This is a genomic window from Alteromonas ulvae, from assembly GCF_048987005.1.
Classification (GTDB): domain Bacteria; phylum Pseudomonadota; class Gammaproteobacteria; order Enterobacterales; family Alteromonadaceae; genus Alteromonas.
The window spans coordinates 3,305,768-3,322,690 of record NZ_CP185261.1 but is presented as its reverse complement, the minus strand read 5'-3'; the positions used below and the strand labels follow the sequence as shown (position 1 = coordinate 3,322,690).

The window sequence follows — 16,923 nt, the reverse complement described above, 5'->3', positions numbered from 1 at the left end:
GCCCCTGGTACTTGTTGCTCAGTATAGAATTTTCTTTGTCTATGACAAGTATCTAGAATTATACCTATGTCTGACGCCATCAGTATGACACGTTCTTTCACACCATAGCAGCTCTATGTCATTGAACTTTGGTATAAAAATATTCCTACTGGCAAAGTATGTTGAGCAATACAAACCGCAACATTTAATGTTTACTATGTTGACCTGCGCCGAACTGCTCGTCGCAGGTTTATATTCTGCAAATTTTCCGTTGATTTCGGTATATTTTCTAACTTTCTAGTTTATTGACAGCAATTGTTGATAGCAAAATTAAACAAAATCAGTCTCAATCTAACTGGATACGTAACGACAAATCAATCGCTTGCACGTGTTTTGTTAACGCACCTGAAGAGATATAATCTACCCCAAGTTTCGATAACGACGCTAAACGTTCATCAGTAATATTGCCAGACACTTCAAGCTTACACTGACCATTATTTAGCGCCACTGCCTGCTGGATCTGTTCGTTAGTAAAGTTGTCTAGCATTACAATATCCGCACCGGCATTAAGGGCCTGTTGAAATTCTTCAATGCTTTCAACTTCTACCTCAACGGTTTTACCCGGCATGTTGGCTTTTGCTCGGCTTATTGCATTGTGAATACCACCGCAGGAGAAAATGTGATTTTCTTTAATTAAAAACGCGTCGAGCAACCCAACACGGTGATTTTGCCCACCGCCACAGCGTACGGCATATTTTTGTGCGTATCTAAGCCCTGGAAGAGTTTTTCGTGTATCAAGAATTTTGGTGTTCGTACCGGCTAAATGCTTGGTGTAAGAAGCGGTTACCGTTGCACTGCCTGATAAGGTCTGTAAAAAGTTGAGTGCGGTGCGCTCAGCGGTAAGAATAGCTCTAGCAAAGCCAGACAAGCTCACTAACACCGTATCGGCTTCAACCTGGTCACCGTCTTTTACATGCCACGTTACCGATACCGACTCGTCAATTAAGGCAAACGCTTGGTTTACCCAAGCAACGCCACAAATAACGCAAGGCTCTCTCGTAATAATAGTGGCACGTGCTGTCACGTCTTTATCAATGAGGTTGGCAGTTATGTCGTTATCGGCGTTCAGTTCACCACCTAGGTCTTCAATGAGTGCTTGAGATACCTGTTCGCGGATGGCTTGTATATCGGGTGACGTCATCTTCATTGCTGTTGTCTTTTCACTTTGTCTTTTTACAGGGTACGCAATATTAACCAATCGCCGCGCTGAGTAAACTCTAATTGGCGAAGAACGCTCATTCCGAGCAATATATGGTTGTCTTGCATACCGGGGTTTAGGTTTGCTTCTACATTTCGCAGTTCTATATCACCAATGCGAAGGGTGTTTATGGTGGATTCCGCTATTCTGACCGTTCCGTTTGCGGTTCTTGCCAGTGCTTGCCGCCCCGCCTGCAACTGAAGTTTGCTGGCTAGGTGTGCTGGCACAGCAACGTCCGTCGCACCGGTGTCGACTAAAAAGACAACCTCTTCACCGTTAATATAGCCGCTGGTGACGTAATGGCCCTGACGGTTCTGTTTAAGGCGCACTTCGATTTGCGCTCCCATTTGCTGCGAAATAGGTGCACTATTTGGATTGACTTGTTTTTCCAATAGGTCGGAAAAAACATACACTAGTAAACCTAATCCGCACACCCATGCTAGTAGCACCATCCATTTCCCTGCGGCGCTTGTTTCATTGTGTTCTTGAGACATTACCTTCCCATGATAGCGCTTATGATCGCTTTTATATTAGTTGTTTCCATAGTTTTTTTCATGGCTTTTTAAAACTTGTCTTTGGCTTAAGTTATTGATTTTACCAGTACAGCAATGTAACACTTCTATATTAACAGGCATCTTATATGTAACCTTTCATAGTTTATTCTGCTGCCAAACATAAACGTAACTCCACACCGAGGTGCTTCACCCTATGTTGAAATACGACAATGCGACCTTTGTGCCGTCTCCTCATTGTGATGCGCGTCCAGATAACACAGACGTAAGCCTGCTGGTAATTCATAATATTTCCCTACCACCAACCCAATTTGGTACGTCAGGAATTCGAGATTTGTTTATGGGAACGCTTAATATCGACGAACATCCTTTTTATAAGGAAATTGTTGGTTTGCGGGTATCGGCACATTGTGTCATCTATCGCACGGGAAAAATTGAGCAGTTTGTTCCATTTAACCAGCGCGCATGGCATGCAGGTCTGTCCACTTATCAGGGTAAAAGCAGGTGTAATGACTTCTCTATTGGTATTGAACTTGAAGGCACCGATACACTTCCTTTTACCGACGAGCAATACGGTGCATTGACAAAGCTGACCAAATTTATTGTTAAGCACTATCCTCATATCTCGTTAGGGCGTATCGTAGGTCATAATGATATCGCGCCAAGAAGAAAAACCGACCCTGGCGTTGCATTTGATTGGGCTAGGTATAGGAAAACCCTTGTCAATTTACTGTAGGTCATCCGTACTAAAATGAGAAACAAAATTAATGCCTGTCGTGTTTGATCATTTGTTCACTGTGTTTAATCAGGCCTAATCAACATTGAAAATGAGAACATGCACTTCGTCAAATAAATGGAAGCGATCTACCACATGATTTTAATGAGTTTGCTGTTAGTATTAAGTTTAGAGCGATTGGTAAGTAAAGAGCCACGCTGGCATATTGAACAATACGCCAGTCAATATCGCGAATGGCTGATAAAAAAGAATTGGTTGTCTGAAAAGAACGAGTCTGCGTCATTGTATCTGTGCATGCTAGCCCCCGCTCTTGTACTCGCAGGAATAGAATATTTTATTTTCGGTGCTTTCCTTACGTTTATCGAGCAAAGCATTGTTCTATTCATTTGTATTGGTTGTCCTGCACTAAGGGCAACTTACAAATGCTTCTTAAACGCGGCTGAGCGAAATGATCTTCAAGCTTGCAGTATGTATACCGACCAATTGGGCCATTGCGCAAAGGAGCGCGTTAGTGCTACCAGTGAACGCGCAAGCAATGAAGAAGGCAGTAATGACAACAGTGCCCAATCCCAAGGGCGAAGCTTTGGACAACATTTAACGTGGCTTAACTATCAGCATTACGCTGCTGTTATGCTGTGGTTTATAGCGTTTGGCGCGCCTGGCGCATTATTTTATAGCCTGAGTAGAAGTACTACCGAAGCGCTGTGTTCAGTCAATCACCCCATGCGTGAAACCGCTGGGCGCCTTATGTTTGCCCTAGATTACGTTCCCGTGCGCATTACCGCATTTGGCATGTTAATGATGGGCCATTTTTCAAGAGCACTGCCTGAGTGGATAAAACATGCGTTGCAACTTGATATATCTGCCTATGATGTGTTGACCATTATTTCCGCGAAAGCCGAAATGCTAACGCCTGAAGAACAGGCATTACAGGCCGAAAATGCAGCGATTGAACCTAAGGTACTTGTAAAGTTAGCAAAACGTAATGTTATTTTTTTACTGGTTGTTACGTCAGCACTCACGGTAATTGGCAGTCTCGCATAACCACTATTTTTAACATTTAAAATCATATAAAAATTTGGTCTAGTAAAAAAATGCTGCTAGATCAGATGCTTTAGCCTTTATGTTGCTCTCCTTTTTCTCATCAGACCAGTCGTGACTTAACTATTTTTCTTAACAAATTCAACAATAAAGCTTAACACGCTGCAAAGTGAGTCAGGTTTGCTATGCTTGAGAGTGTTTACCTCTAAATCGATCTGCCTTAAACTGTATAGGTAAAATGGTATTACCAATTTTGGCTGAGTTTACATTATTTTGAAAAATTAAGTGTATTCATGGCTGTTATTTAGAGCGAAGGATTTCACAACAGGAACTCGAGGCCGCATGCGCCAGCAGCGAAAAAAACTAGCAGATGTTATCACTGAGCAACTGGAATCTATGATCCTTGATGGTTCTCTGTTGGCGGGGCAAAAATTGCCGCCAGAGAGGGAGCTTGCACAAGAGTTCGACGTATCTCGTCCTTCTTTGCGCGAAGCGATTGGCAATCTGCAGGCTCGTGGTCTGGTAGAAAGAAAGCAAGGTGGCGGTACGTTTGTAAACCGTAATCTTAACGCTGCAATGAAAGATCCACTTATGGATTTAGTCAGCAGGCGTCCAGAAACCCAGTTTGATCTACTCGAATTTAGACATGCGCTAGAGGGAATGTCCGCTTATTACGCAGCCCTGCGCGGGCAGCCAGAAGATATTGATGCGCTAAAGCAAGCATTAAACGAACTTCCATCGCCAAAAATCTGCGAGAGTAAACGCGAGCAGGCCGAGGCGCTAGGACAATTTTACATCATCATGGCGCGTGCTTCGCACAACATGGTGCTGCTTCATGTAATGAGCACCATGCAAAGTATGTTGGTTGATAATATAGAACGAAATTTAGACATGCTGGCTATGCACACTGATGCGGTGGCAGATATTGCCAAACAGCGACGAGAAATTGTTGACGCTATAGCGTCGCAAGATCCAGAGGCGGCTCGTCAAGCATGTAACACGCATTTGGCGTTTATTGAAAAAACGCTGTTAACCATTAATCAGCGCGACACTCGTGTTCAGCGAGCGTTGCGTCGTTTAGAAATTTAGCCTCGAGCACGCTGCTCGCGGTTAATTATTCGCAGAGGCCGGTCGGGTTGTACCCGTGCCACTGCTAAAGCAGGTGAGCCAGAACGGGTCACTGTGAGTACAACGTAGTTTAGTTTTCTTCCTTAACGCAGAGTGTAAACGTTGCGTAAGGAGGATTTTCTATATAAGCAAAAATAGGATGGCACCATGACTGATATGATGCACCAAGATGTGGACCCTCAAGAAACTAAAGAGTGGCTAGATGCACTCGAATCTGTATTCGAAGAGGAAGGTGTAGAACGCGCTCATTACTTACTTGAGAAGCTTGTTGATAAAGCTCGTCGTAGTGGAGCTCACTTACCGTACGACGCTACAACAGCGTATATCAACACTATTCCCGCAGCGCAAGAACCTAACATGCCTGGCGATCTCACTATCGAAGCGCGCATCCGTGCTGCCATTCGTTGGAACGCATTAATGATAGTGCTACGCGCGTCTAAGAAAGATTTAGAGCTTGGCGGTCACATTGGTAGCTTTGCCTCTTCAGCCATGCTGTACGATGTTGGCTTTAACCACTTCTTCAAAGCGCCAACTGATGGCAACGGCGGCGACTTTATATTCGCTCAGGGCCACATCTCTCCAGGCATTTATGCCCGTTCTTTCATCGAGGGTAACTTAACGGAAGAACAGTTAAACAACTTCCGTCAAGAGTGTAACGGCGATGGGCTATCATCTTACCCGCACCCGCATTTGATGAAAGATTACTGGCAGTTCCCAACAGTATCTATGGGCCTTGGTCCACTTCAAGCCATTTACACCGCCCGCTTCTTAAAATATCTCACCAACCGTGGTATTAAAGACTGTTCAGCGCAGCGCGTATACTGCTACATGGGTGACGGTGAGTGTGATGAGCCAGAATCATTGGGTGCCATTGGTTTAGCGTCTCGCGAAGGCCTAGACAACCTAACATTTGTTATCAACTGTAACTTACAGCGCCTAGACGGCCCTGTGCGTGGTAACGGTAAAATTATCCAAGAGCTTGAAGGCACATTCCGCGGCGCAGGATGGGAAGTGGTTAAAGTGATTTGGGGAAGTTACTGGGATGAGCTTCTTGCCCGTGACAAATCAGGCAAGCTCATTCAGCTTATGGGCGAAACCGTCGACGGTGAATACCAGAACTGTAAAGCGAAGGGCGGTAAGTACACCCGCGAAAACTTCTTCAACAAGTACCCAGAAACGAAAGCGTTAGTGGCGAATTATTCAGATGAAGACATCTGGCGCTTAAATCGTGGTGGTCACGATCCGGTTAAAGTATTTGCTGCCTATCAAAAAGCCATCGATACCAAAGGCCGTCCAACGGTTATTCTTGCGAAAACCGTTAAAGGCTTCGGTCTTGGTTCATCCGGTGAAGCGCAAAACGTGGCTCACAACGTGAAGAAAATGGACGTGGAATCGATTAAGAAGTTCCGTGACCGTTTCAACATTCCGATTGAAGACGACAACATTGCCGACCTTCCGTACTACCGCTTCCCAGATGACAGTGAAGAACTTAAGTATCTGAAAGAGCGTCGTGAGGCCCTTGGCGGTTATTTGCCTGCGCGTAGAGAGCAAGCAGAAGAGCAGCTTGAAGTACCAGAGTTAAAAGCCTTTGACGCTATTTTAAAAGGGTCTGGCGACCGTCAAGTCTCATCAACAATGACATTTGTACGTGTACTTAACGCGCTGCTTAAAGATAAGAAAATTGGCAAGCGCATTGTGCCAATTATTCCTGATGAAGCCCGTACATTCGGTATGGAAGGTTTGTTCCGTCAGGTCGGTATTTACGCTAATGAAGGCCAGAAATATGTACCTCAAGATGCCGACCAAGTAGCTTACTATCGCGAAGATAAGAAAGGTCAGGTACTGCAAGAAGGTATTAACGAACTAGGCGCTATGGCGTCTTGGGTGGCATCGGGTACGTCTTACTCAACGTGTAACGCGACCACTATACCTTTCTATATTTATTACTCCATGTTTGGTTTCCAACGTGTTGGCGACTTAGCATGGGCAGCAGGAGATAGTCAGGCCCGTGGTTTCCTATTAGGTGCTACAGCAGGTAGAACAACACTTAATGGTGAAGGTCTGCAGCATCAAGACGGCCACTCACATGTACAGGCTAACTTAATTCCTAACTGTGTAACGTACGATCCAACGTATGGCTACGAAGTGGCGGTTATCGTGCAAGATGGCTTGCGCCGTATGTACGGTGAAAACGAAAACGTTTTCTACTACCTCACGTTAATGAATGAAAACTATCAGCACCCTGCGATGCCTGAAGATGACGATATTGCAGAGCAAATCATCAAAGGTATTTATAAGCTAGAGCGTGTTGAAGGCAAGAAAGCTAAGCACAATGTTCAGTTGATGGGCTCGGGCACTATTTTGAATGAAGTGCGTAAAGCGGCACAAATTCTGAGTGACGATTACGATGTGTCTTCTGATGTTTACTCGGTAACGTCTTTTAACGAGCTGGCTCGCGAAGGACAGGGCGTGTCTCGCTGGAATATGCTTAATCCAGAAGCGGAGCAAAAAACGCCGTATATAAGCCAAGTGATCACCAAAGATGCAGGCCCGGCTATTGCTGCAACAGATTACGTAAAGAACTATTCTGACCAAGTTCGCGGGTTTATTGACACACAATACCGCTGTTTAGGAACAGACGGCTTCGGAAGAAGTGACAGCCGTGAAAACTTGCGTACGCATTTCGAAGTGAACGCATCGTATATCGTAGTTGCATCACTGTACGAACTAGCACAACGGGGTGACGTTGAGAAAAAAGTGGTTTCAGAGGCTATCAAGCGCTTTGAAATAGATGCTGAAAAGCTAAACCCACTTTACGCGTAGCCACAGACACATAAGGTATTTTACATATGTCAGATATTCAAAAGATTGTCGTTCCCGATGTTGGTGGTGACGAAGTTGAAGTTATCGAACTGTGTGTTTCCGTTGGTGACACATTAGAGGCAGATGAAGGGATTGTGACGGTAGAAAGCGATAAAGCGTCTATGGACATTCCTGCGCCGTTTGAAGGCGAAATAGTGAGCCTATCTGTTGCCGTGGGTGACAAGATTAAAGAAGGCGATGTTATCGGCGAAATCAAAACCAGTGCTGGTGCTGAGGAAAACAGCTCTGACGCTGATGATTCTGAAGCTAATGATTCTGAGGCAAGTAGCTCAGCAGACGCCGAGTCGGACAGTGAGTCATCTTCAAACGAATCGCCTAAAGAAGAGTCTGAATCAACATCAGACTCTGCCAAGTCTTCAGGCGGCAACGTGATTGAAGTTGCCGTACCCGATATTGGTGAAGATGGCGAAGTTGACGTTATTGACGTGCTTGTTGCAGTAGGGGATACCATCGAAAAAGAAGATGGCCTTATTACGTTAGAAACTGACAAAGCGACAATGGACGTGCCGTCCACTCACGCTGGTACAGTAAAAGAAGTTTTAATTAGCAATGGCGATAAAGTTAAAGAAGGCACCGTAGTTATCAAGCTTGAGGTCAGCGGTTCTGACTCACCTGAAAGCACGGAAAGCTCGAGCACTGATTCTTCAGATAGCGCCGAAAAAGAAGCTAAGTCATCAAGCGCAGCCTCTTCAGATTCATCATCAAGTGAAGTAATTGAAGTATCTGTCCCTGATATTGGTGAAGACGGTGAAGTCGATGTTATCGACGTACTTGTGTCTGTTGGCGATACCATTGAAAAAGAAGATGGCCTGATCACCCTTGAAACCGATAAAGCCACCATGGATGTGCCATCAACCCATGCAGGTACGGTAAAAGAAGTGCTTATTTCCACGGGTGACAAGGTTAAGCAAGGCACACTAGTGGTGAAGTTAGAAACGAGTGGTGGCGCGTCAGCCTCTTCGGCGAATGAAGAAAGCAAGCCTGAAGCATCGAAGCAGTCAGACTCTTCTAGTAAAGAGTCTGCAGATAAAAAGACGGAAGAAAAGTCTAAAGCGCCAGCACAAAAGCCAGCGCCAGCTAAAGCAGACACAGGCTCTGATTCTGGCTCTGACAAAGAAAGCAATGACGGTAAAGCGCATGCTTCGCCATCTGTGCGCAGAGTAGCGAGAGAATTTGGTGTAGACCTCACCTTGGTAAAAGGCTCTGGTCGTAAGAATCGTATTTTGAAAGAAGACGTTCAAGAGTACGTAAAAGCTGAATTGGCTAAGCCTAAAACGGCTGCCTCGTCAGGTAATGTACCTGTAGGTGACAATGTACTTCAAATTGTGCCGGTTAAACCTGTTGATCACAGCAAGTTTGGTGAAGTTGAAGAGCAGAAGCTATCGCGTATCCAGAAAATTTCTGGGCCGTTCTTACATCGTAACTGGGCTACTATTCCACACGTTACTCAGTTTGATGAAGCTGATATCACTGGCGTTGAAGCATTCCGTAAAGAGCAGAATGCTTATCATGCAAAAATAAAGTCTGGCTTAAAGATCACGCCACTTGTTTTTGTTATGAAAGCCGTAGCGAAAGCGCTAGAAAAATACGAGGTGTTTAACTCGTCGTTATCTGATGATGGCGAAAGCTTGATCATTAAGAAGTTCATCAATATCGGTATTGCGGTAGAAACGCCTGGTGGCCTTGTTGTGCCAGTAATCAAAGATGTAAACAAAAAAGGCATTGAGCAACTGTCTCAAGAGCTAATTGATAGCTCTAAGAAGGCACGTGAAGGCAAGTTGAAATCTTCCGATATGCAAGGCGGCACATTTACTATCTCTAGCCTAGGCGGTATTGGCGGTACCGCATTTACGCCAATTGTGAATGCACCAGAAGTGGGTATCTTAGGGGTCTCAAAATCAGAGATGAAACCTAAGTGGAATGGCAGTGAATTTGAGCCTCGTTTAATGGTTCCGTTAAGCTTGTCATACGACCACCGTGTTATTGATGGTGCTGTAGGTGCAAGGTTCGCTGCAGAAGTAGCGGCCAATCTAACTGATTTACGTAGAATTATACTTTAAAAAAAAATCGTAAAATGTTTACAATATGGTTAACATTTTTGACGATTTTATAGGCCCTTAGGGCGGTATTTAGGTTATGCTAGCACCTATGTGTGTAAGCAACGCGTGTTAGCATAATCAAAAAAGAGGATTGAGGTTCACAATGAGCGAAATTAAAACGCAATTAGTGGTACTGGGCGGCGGCCCTGGCGGTTATTCTGCAGCATTCCGTGCGGCCGATTTAGGCGTTGAAACAGTTATCGTAGATTCGCGCGATTCATTAGGCGGCGTATGTCTTAATGTCGGATGTATTCCATCAAAAGCACTTCTTCACGTTGCAAAGGTAATTAAAGAAGCTAAGCACTTGGCAAGTCATGGCGTTAGCTTTGGTGAGCCAAAGATTGATCTGGATAAGATCCGTGACTACAAAGACGGCGTTGTTAAGCAGCTTACCAACGGTCTTGCCGGTATGTCTAAAATGCGCAAAACTAAGCATGTAAAAGGCTACGGTAAGTTCACAGGCAGCAACACCCTTGAAGTGCAGGGCGACGACGGCGTTACTACTATTACGTTTGACAAAGCGATTATTGCTGCAGGTTCTGAGCCAATCAGCTTACCATTTATTCCAGAAGACGAGCGCGTAATCGACTCAACAGGCGCTTTGGAAATGAAAGATATTCCAGAGAAAATGCTAGTACTTGGTGGTGGTATCATTGGTCTTGAAATGGGCACAGTGTATGAAGCACTTGGCTCAAAGGTTGATGTAGTCGAGTTTTTAGACCAGCTAATCCCTGCTGCCGATAAAGACATCATGAAAGTATTCATGAAAGACTACAAAGAAAAATTCAACATCATGCTAGAAACCAAAGTAACGGCGGTTGAAGCAAAAGATGATGGTTTGTACGTTACTTTTGAAGGCAAAAATGCACCTGCTGAGCCAGCACGTTACGATAAAGTACTTGTAGCCGTTGGCCGTAAGCCAAATGGTAACCTAGTAAGTGCTGATAAAGCCGGCGTTAACGTTGATGAGCGCGGTTTCATCAATGTTGATAAACAAATGCGTACTAACGTAGAGCATATCTTTGCCATTGGCGATCTTGTAGGTCAGCCTATGCTTGCACACAAAGCGGTACATGAAGGCCATGTTGCTGCAGAAGTGGTTGCTGGTCAGAAGCACTACTTCGACCCACGTGCCATTCCTTCAGTTGCCTACACTGAGCCAGAAGTTGCTTGGGTTGGTTTAACTGAAAAAGAAGCAAAAGAGCAGGGCGTAAATTATGAAGTAGCGTCGTTCCCGTGGGCAGCATCAGGCCGCGCGATTGCTCAGGATTCCACTAATGGTTTGACCAAGATGATTTTCGATAAAGAATCTGGTCGCGTGATTGGTGGTGCAATGGTAGGTACAAACGCGGGCGAAATGCTTGGTGAAATTGGCCTAGCTATTGAGATGGGTGCTGACGGCGAAGACGTTGCACTGACTATCCACGCTCACCCTACGCTAAACGAATCAATTGGTCTTGCGTCTGAAATATTCGAAGGAAGCATCACTGATTTGCCAAACCCCAAGGCAAAGAAAAAGAAATAAATCACTTTTTTCTGATGTAACAAAAACCCGCTAATGAGCGGGTTTTTTTTTTGAGGAAATAAACTCTACGCAATGACCTTGTCTTTTGGTCCTGGTTCGACATTAGGCGCCGCTATGGCATCGTTGGCAGTTTGCAAATGCGCTGAAGTAAACTCACTGCTATCCATATTGCGCTGTGCCATGAGGCGTTTCACCGTATCTTCGCAGTATGCCTTTCTACAGCACTGGGACAGCAATAGTTCATGGCGCTGAGCTCGTTCGCGGGTAAACTTCACAACCAGCCCTCGCAACCACTGCAGGCCAGCGTCTTGATCTTGCCTTTTGTGCCACATTACCGAAAGTGGCGAGCTGACAATTTCCACAGGCGTTTCAAACACTGCCAGCTCGCCAGAACATATTTCTTTTTCTAATACCAGTGAAGGCGCGACGCAGATAAGGTTGCTTTCTCTTAATAAAGGTGCGGCGTTATAAAACTGATTAACCGACATGGCAACACGCCTTTTAAGCCCAAGGTTAGCCAATACTTGATCGGTTGGGCCGGTGACATCGCCAGTGACCGATACCAGTAAATGATCGGCCGCCACAAAGTCATCTAGCGTGAGTTGAGATGCAGCAAGAGGATGATCAGGACGCATTACTACTACCCAGCTTGGATCGAGCACATGCTCAGCACGTATTACCGAATCAGGCTCTTGATGCTTTGAAAACGTTAGTTCAGCCTCGGCGTCTTTTAATATTTTGTCTGTTTCCATATCGTAATTTGGAATAGCGTGAATATTAATTCCCGGCGCCTCATTCTCAATAACCTTTCGAAGGGGCCCCCACACCATGGAAACAATGCTGTCTGTAGCAGCTATACGAAAAGTACGCTTAGCAGTGGCCGGATTAAAGTCGGTGGGGTTGACCGCCACTTCAAGTTCACCCAGTGGCCCTTGAATTTGACTCCATAGGTTTTTTGCGTAAGACGTGGGCTGTATGCCTCTACCGTCTTTTACAAACAGCTCATCTTTCCATGCGGTGCGCATTCTTGATAAGGCGTTCGATACAGCGGGTTGGGTCATCGATAGTCTATCTGCTGCACGTGTGATCGCACCTTCCGTCATGATGGCATCAAAAATCATCAATAAATTTAAATCGTGTGGGCGCATCATCGTCTCCATTAAATCCCGAATTTAGCCCCTATTTTTAGCTTTCTTAGCCAATTTTTACACCATTGAAAAGCAGTGTTAACGCGGGGTTTACATACTTCTAAAGCATCACATTAAATGATGTGTTGCATATGAAAAGATAATTATTTTTATTGTTTAGACTTTAGCATAATGCACGCCATCAAACCTATAGCTAATTTCAAAAGAGTATCTTGCAATGAAAAGTGTAACCCGTTTTATGGCAGTGGTAGCTCTCACTGCACTTATTGCTGCATGCGGTGATAAGCAGGAATCTGATCAAATGATGCAAGCGAGTACAGGTGTGCCGGTAGATGTGGCTACTGTGGTATCACAACGCTTGACCGAGTGGGACAACTTTACTGGTCGTCTAGAATCGCCACATAGTGTAGCGCTTCGCCCTCGTGTTTCAGGCTATATTGATTTTGTTGCCTATGAAGAGGGGGAATATGTCGAGCAAGGACAAACCCTGTTTCTTATCGACAACAGAATGTTTAAAGCAGAAGTATCCCGTTTAACGGCGCAGCTTGAAGAAGCCAAAAGCCGACTATCTCTTGCCAAGCAAAATTACGACCGTGCATTTAAGCTGCGCGAGACTCAAGCGGTATCAGAAGAAGTGCTAGATGCTCGACTCGCCGAGAAGAATCAAGCGATGGCGAGTTTAAATCAAACGCAAGCTTCATTAGAAGTTGCTAGATTAAATCGCGGTTTTGCCCGTGTTGAAGCGCCTATTTCAGGTCGTGTATCGCGCGCTAATATCACTGAAGGTAATTTTGTTACCGCAGGGCAAACCGAACTTACCCGTATCGTGTCTACCGACCGTCTGTATGCCTACTTCGATATTGACGAGCAAACCTACCTTAATTACTTATCTAACAAAACTAGTGGCTCTACCGCAGTAATTGAGCAGCCAGTAGCAATGCGTCTAGCAAACGAAAATGACTATATGCATTGGGGACAAATCGACTTTATCGATAACCAAGTTAACGCAAATACCGGAACCTTGCGCGTACGCGCTGTGTTCGATAATGAAAACGGCCGTTTAATTCCAGGTCTGTTCGCTCATTTGAAGCTTGCAGGTGATACCAATGAGAAGGGCATACTAATTAAAGAAAGAGCCATAGGCACCGACCTTAATAATAAGTATGTGCTTGTGGTAAATGATGACAATAAAGCGGAGTACCGCCCAGTTACGTTAGGCGACAAAGTAGGAAGCATGCGCATTATTAAGCAAGGGCTTTCTACAGACGACACCATTGTAGTTAACGGACTTCAACGAGTTCGCCCAGGCGCAACCGTAGCCAGAAACAAAGTTCCCATGAGCGATGAAGATGCGATTGTGAACCTAGAGCATTGGCAGTCTCGCGTTGATAGCGTGACGCAGGCCACACAAGACATGGCACAAGTGGAAGACGTGTTATCAGCGGGTGCATTTACCATCGGCACAGCAACCGCAGGCCTTAAGTAATGAATGTGTCGCAATTCTTTATAAGCCGGCCGATATTCGCCGGCGTATTGTCCCTACTTATTTTTATCGGTGGTGCCATTGCGGTATGGCAGCTACCCATTACTGAATACCCAGAAGTGGTGCCACCTACAGTTGTAGTCACGGCTAACTATCCTGGTGCTAACCCTGAAGTAATAGCGGAAACTGTAGCAACGCCGTTAGAGCAAGAAATTAACGGCGTAGAAAATATGCTGTATATGTCATCGCAGGCTACCAGCGATGGACGTATGACGCTCACTATCACGTTTGCCATTGGTACCGACCCAGACGATGCCACCACCCTAGTACAAAACCGTGTTAATCGCGCGACCCCTCGATTGCCACAAGAAGTACAGCGTCTTGGTGTAGTGACCGAAAAGTCATCCCCAAATTTAACCATGGTGGTGCATTTAACGTCACCGGATAATCGTTACGACATGCTGTATTTGTCGAACTATGCCGATCAAAATGTGAAAGATGAACTAGCCCGAATTGACGGTGTTGGTCAGGTGCGCTTATTTGGCGCAGGTGAGTTCAGCATGCGAGTATGGCTTAACCCAAGTAAGCTTGCTGCACTGCAAATGAACCCCGGCGACGTGGTTGCCGCCATTGCTGCTCAAAATCAACAGGCTGCCGCTGGTAGCTTGGGCGCTCAGCCTACTGGGTCTAGTGAATTTCAGTTGTTAATCAACGTTCGCGGCCGTTTAAAAGACGAGTCTGAGTTTGAAAATATCATCGTTAAAACTGGCGATGATGGCGAAATTACGCGATTAAAAGATATAGCGCGCATAGAGCTGGGTGCAAACACTTACTCGTTACGTTCGCTACTCAATAACAAGCCGGCTGCGGCAATCCCCATTTTTCAGGCACCAGGTTCAAATGCAATACAGATCTCTGACGATGTCCGCGCTCGCATGGCTGAATTATCTCAGCTGTTCCCTGAAGGGCTAGAGTTCGACATTGTGTACGATCCCACTGTGTTTGTTAGGGGCTCCATAGAAGCGGTAGTCAACACCCTTTTTGAGGCGGTGTTACTAGTGGTGCTGGTGGTTGTTCTGTTTTTGCAGACGTGGCGCGCCTCAATTATTCCCTTAGTAGCGGTTCCTATTTCCTTGGTAGGTACCTTTGCATTTATGCAGCTAATGGGCTTTTCCCTCAATGCGTTGTCGTTGTTCGGGTTAGTACTAGCAATAGGTATTGTCGTTGACGATGCCATTGTGGTGGTGGAAAACGTAGAGCGAAATATCGCAGAGGGTAAAACACCTTTTGATGCCACTGTGCAGGCGATGAAAGAGGTCACTGGGCCTATTATTGCCACCACGCTAGTGCTGGCTGCAGTATTTGTTCCCACTGCATTTATGAGTGGCTTAACGGGGCAATTTTACAAACAGTTTGCATTAACCATTACTATTTCAACGGTTATCTCTGCGATAAACTCTTTAACGCTCAGTCCAGCGCTGTCTGCGCTTCTGCTAAAACCTCACGGTAAGTCTAACGATTGGCTAACGCGGGGTATGGACAACGTGTTTGGCAGATTTGTGTTTGCGCCCTTTAATCGTTTGTTCGAGCGCAGTGCTAAAGGGTATACCAATGCAGTTGGTGGATTAATCCGCAAGAGCAGCATTGTATTAGTGCTTTACGCCGGCCTTATTGCGCTAACTTACAATCAATTTGCTACCACGCCAACGGGGTACGTGCCCCCTCAAGATAAACAATATCTTGTGGCGTTTGCTCAGCTTCCTAACGCAGCAAGTTTGGACCGAACTGAAGACGTTATTCGAGAGATGTCCCGTATTGCTATGGAACACCCTGGTGTTTCAGACGCGGTGGCATTTCCTGGGCTAAACATTAACGGGTTCACCAATAGTCCCAGCTCGGGCATCTTGTTTACGCCGTTAAAACCCTTTGACGAGCGCCAGTCTCCCGAGCTATCGGCAGGTGCCATTGCCGCTACATTAAATCAACAGTTTGGCTCGATAAAAGGCGCCTATGTGGCTATTTTTCCACCGCCTCCGGTAAATGGGTTGGGTACGATTGGTGGCTTTAGACTTCAGGTTGAAGATAGAGGTAACCTTGGGTTTGAAGAGTTAGAGCGAGTCACTCAAGAAGTGATTGGCAAAGCGTGGCAGCATCCTGCGCTTACCGATGCTTTTACCAGCTTTACCGTTGCCGTTCCCCAACTAGATGTGGATGTAGATCGGGAAAAAGCAGTGAGCCAAGGGGTGAATATAGATACCTTGTTTACCACTATGCAAGCTTACTTGGGCTCGCTGTACGTGAACGACTTCAATCTATTTGGGCGAACGTATCAGGTGAACGTGCAGGCCGATGCACAATACCGTCAAGATATAGAAGATATTAGCCAATTTAAAATACGAAACGCTCAGGGCGACATGATCCCACTTGGTTCATTTTTAGACGTTGAGCATAGCGCCGGCCCAGACAGAGTGATGCATTACAACGGCTACATTACGGCGGAAATTAATGGCGCACCTGCACCAGGCTATTCCTCTGATCAGGCTAGAGCCGCGATTGAGAACATTCTTGCTGAGACATTGCCGTTAGGCATGACCTACGAGTGGACTGAGCTCACCTACCAGCAAATACTGGCGGGTAACGCAGCGGCTTATATCTTCCCGCTGGTTGTGCTGTTGGTGTTTCTCGTACTCGCAGCTCAATATGAAAGCTTGCGTTTGCCGTTAGCCATTATTCTGATTGTGCCTATGACCCTGCTGAGTGCGTTAATAGGGGTTAAAATTTATGGTGGAGATAACAACATATTCACCCAAATAGGGTTAATCGTGTTGGTAGGCTTGGCAACGAAAAACGCCATTCTTATTGTGGAATTTGCGAAAGAGTTACAAGACAGTGGCATGAGCGCGTTAGCGGCAATTAAGGAAGCCAGCCGACTTCGTTTACGCCCTATTTTAATGACGTCAATCGCCTTTATTATGGGTGTACTGCCAATGGTGCTCTCTACTGGTGCAGGGGCTGAAATGCGTCAAGCCATGGGCGTGGCAGTTTTCTCTGGCATGATAGGCGTCACCGTCTTTGGCCTTATACTTACTCCGGTGTTTTATTACTTACTAAAACGAAAAGGCTAGCGTTTA

11 protein-coding genes are annotated in these 16,923 nt (G+C 45.6%); 8 read left to right on the top strand and 3 right to left on the bottom strand.

The features are described from left to right. Positions 1-325: 325 nt before the first annotated feature. Positions 326-1,180 carry a carboxylating nicotinate-nucleotide diphosphorylase gene (gene nadC, locus ACOJR9_RS14460; protein ID WP_420936146.1) on the bottom strand — a complete coding sequence of 285 codons (855 nt, stop codon included), beginning with the start codon at positions 1,178-1,180 and terminating at the stop codon, positions 326-328. A 32-nt stretch (positions 1,181-1,212) separates the two neighbouring features. Beyond that, positions 1,213-1,731 (bottom strand): retropepsin-like aspartic protease family protein, encoded by a 519-nt coding sequence (locus ACOJR9_RS14455; RefSeq protein ID WP_420933632.1) that lies wholly within the window; start codon positions 1,729-1,731, stop codon positions 1,213-1,215. A 214-nt stretch (positions 1,732-1,945) separates the two neighbouring features. On the opposite strand from ACOJR9_RS14455, the gene ampD reads away from it, so the two are divergent. From ampD to lpdA, 6 genes are all read left to right on the top strand, one after another. Next, on the top strand, positions 1,946-2,485 hold the full coding sequence (gene ampD / locus ACOJR9_RS14450) for a 1,6-anhydro-N-acetylmuramyl-L-alanine amidase AmpD (RefSeq protein WP_420933631.1): 540 nt from the start codon (positions 1,946-1,948) through the stop codon (positions 2,483-2,485). Between the two features lie 135 nt (positions 2,486-2,620). Continuing rightward, positions 2,621-3,529, top strand: a complete 909-nt coding sequence (gene ampE / locus ACOJR9_RS14445; protein ID WP_420933630.1) for a beta-lactamase regulator AmpE — start codon at positions 2,621-2,623, stop codon at positions 3,527-3,529. 339 nt (positions 3,530-3,868) lie between these two features. Beyond that, entirely contained in the window at positions 3,869-4,615 is a 747-nt protein-coding gene (locus ACOJR9_RS14440; protein ID WP_420933629.1) for a GntR family transcriptional regulator, read from the top strand. A 186-nt stretch (positions 4,616-4,801) separates the two neighbouring features. Then, complete coding sequence (aceE, locus tag ACOJR9_RS14435) at positions 4,802-7,477, top strand: pyruvate dehydrogenase (acetyl-transferring), homodimeric type (protein ID WP_420933628.1); 2,676 nt, start codon at positions 4,802-4,804, stop codon at positions 7,475-7,477. Positions 7,478-7,503: 26 nt separating this feature from the next. Next, the gene (gene aceF, locus ACOJR9_RS14430; RefSeq protein ID WP_420933627.1) at positions 7,504-9,597 is read left to right on the top strand and encodes a pyruvate dehydrogenase complex dihydrolipoyllysine-residue acetyltransferase; all 2,094 of its coding nucleotides are present in this window, start codon (positions 7,504-7,506) and stop codon (positions 9,595-9,597) included. 142 nt (positions 9,598-9,739) lie between these two features. Further along, a complete protein-coding gene (lpdA, locus tag ACOJR9_RS14425) occupies positions 9,740-11,161 on the top strand; it encodes a dihydrolipoyl dehydrogenase (RefSeq protein ID WP_420933626.1) in 1,422 nt (473 codons plus the stop codon). A gap of 65 nt (positions 11,162-11,226) precedes the next feature. Here lpdA and ACOJR9_RS14420 read toward each other — a convergent pair whose 3' ends face one another. Next, the gene (locus ACOJR9_RS14420; protein WP_420936145.1) at positions 11,227-12,309 is read right to left on the bottom strand and encodes a LysR family transcriptional regulator; all 1,083 of its coding nucleotides are present in this window, start codon (positions 12,307-12,309) and stop codon (positions 11,227-11,229) included. A gap of 217 nt (positions 12,310-12,526) precedes the next feature. Here ACOJR9_RS14420 and ACOJR9_RS14415 point away from each other — a divergent pair, with 217 nt between their 5' ends. Beyond that, positions 12,527-13,795: an efflux RND transporter periplasmic adaptor subunit gene (locus tag ACOJR9_RS14415; RefSeq protein WP_420933625.1), complete on the top strand. Its 1,269-nt coding sequence runs from the start codon at positions 12,527-12,529 to the stop codon at positions 13,793-13,795. Further along, positions 13,795-16,917 carry an efflux RND transporter permease subunit gene (locus ACOJR9_RS14410; RefSeq protein WP_420933624.1) on the top strand — a complete coding sequence of 1,041 codons (3,123 nt, stop codon included), beginning with the start codon at positions 13,795-13,797 and terminating at the stop codon, positions 16,915-16,917. The genes ACOJR9_RS14415 and ACOJR9_RS14410 overlap by 1 nt, the downstream gene beginning before the upstream one ends. Positions 16,918-16,923: the final 6 nt, after the last annotated feature.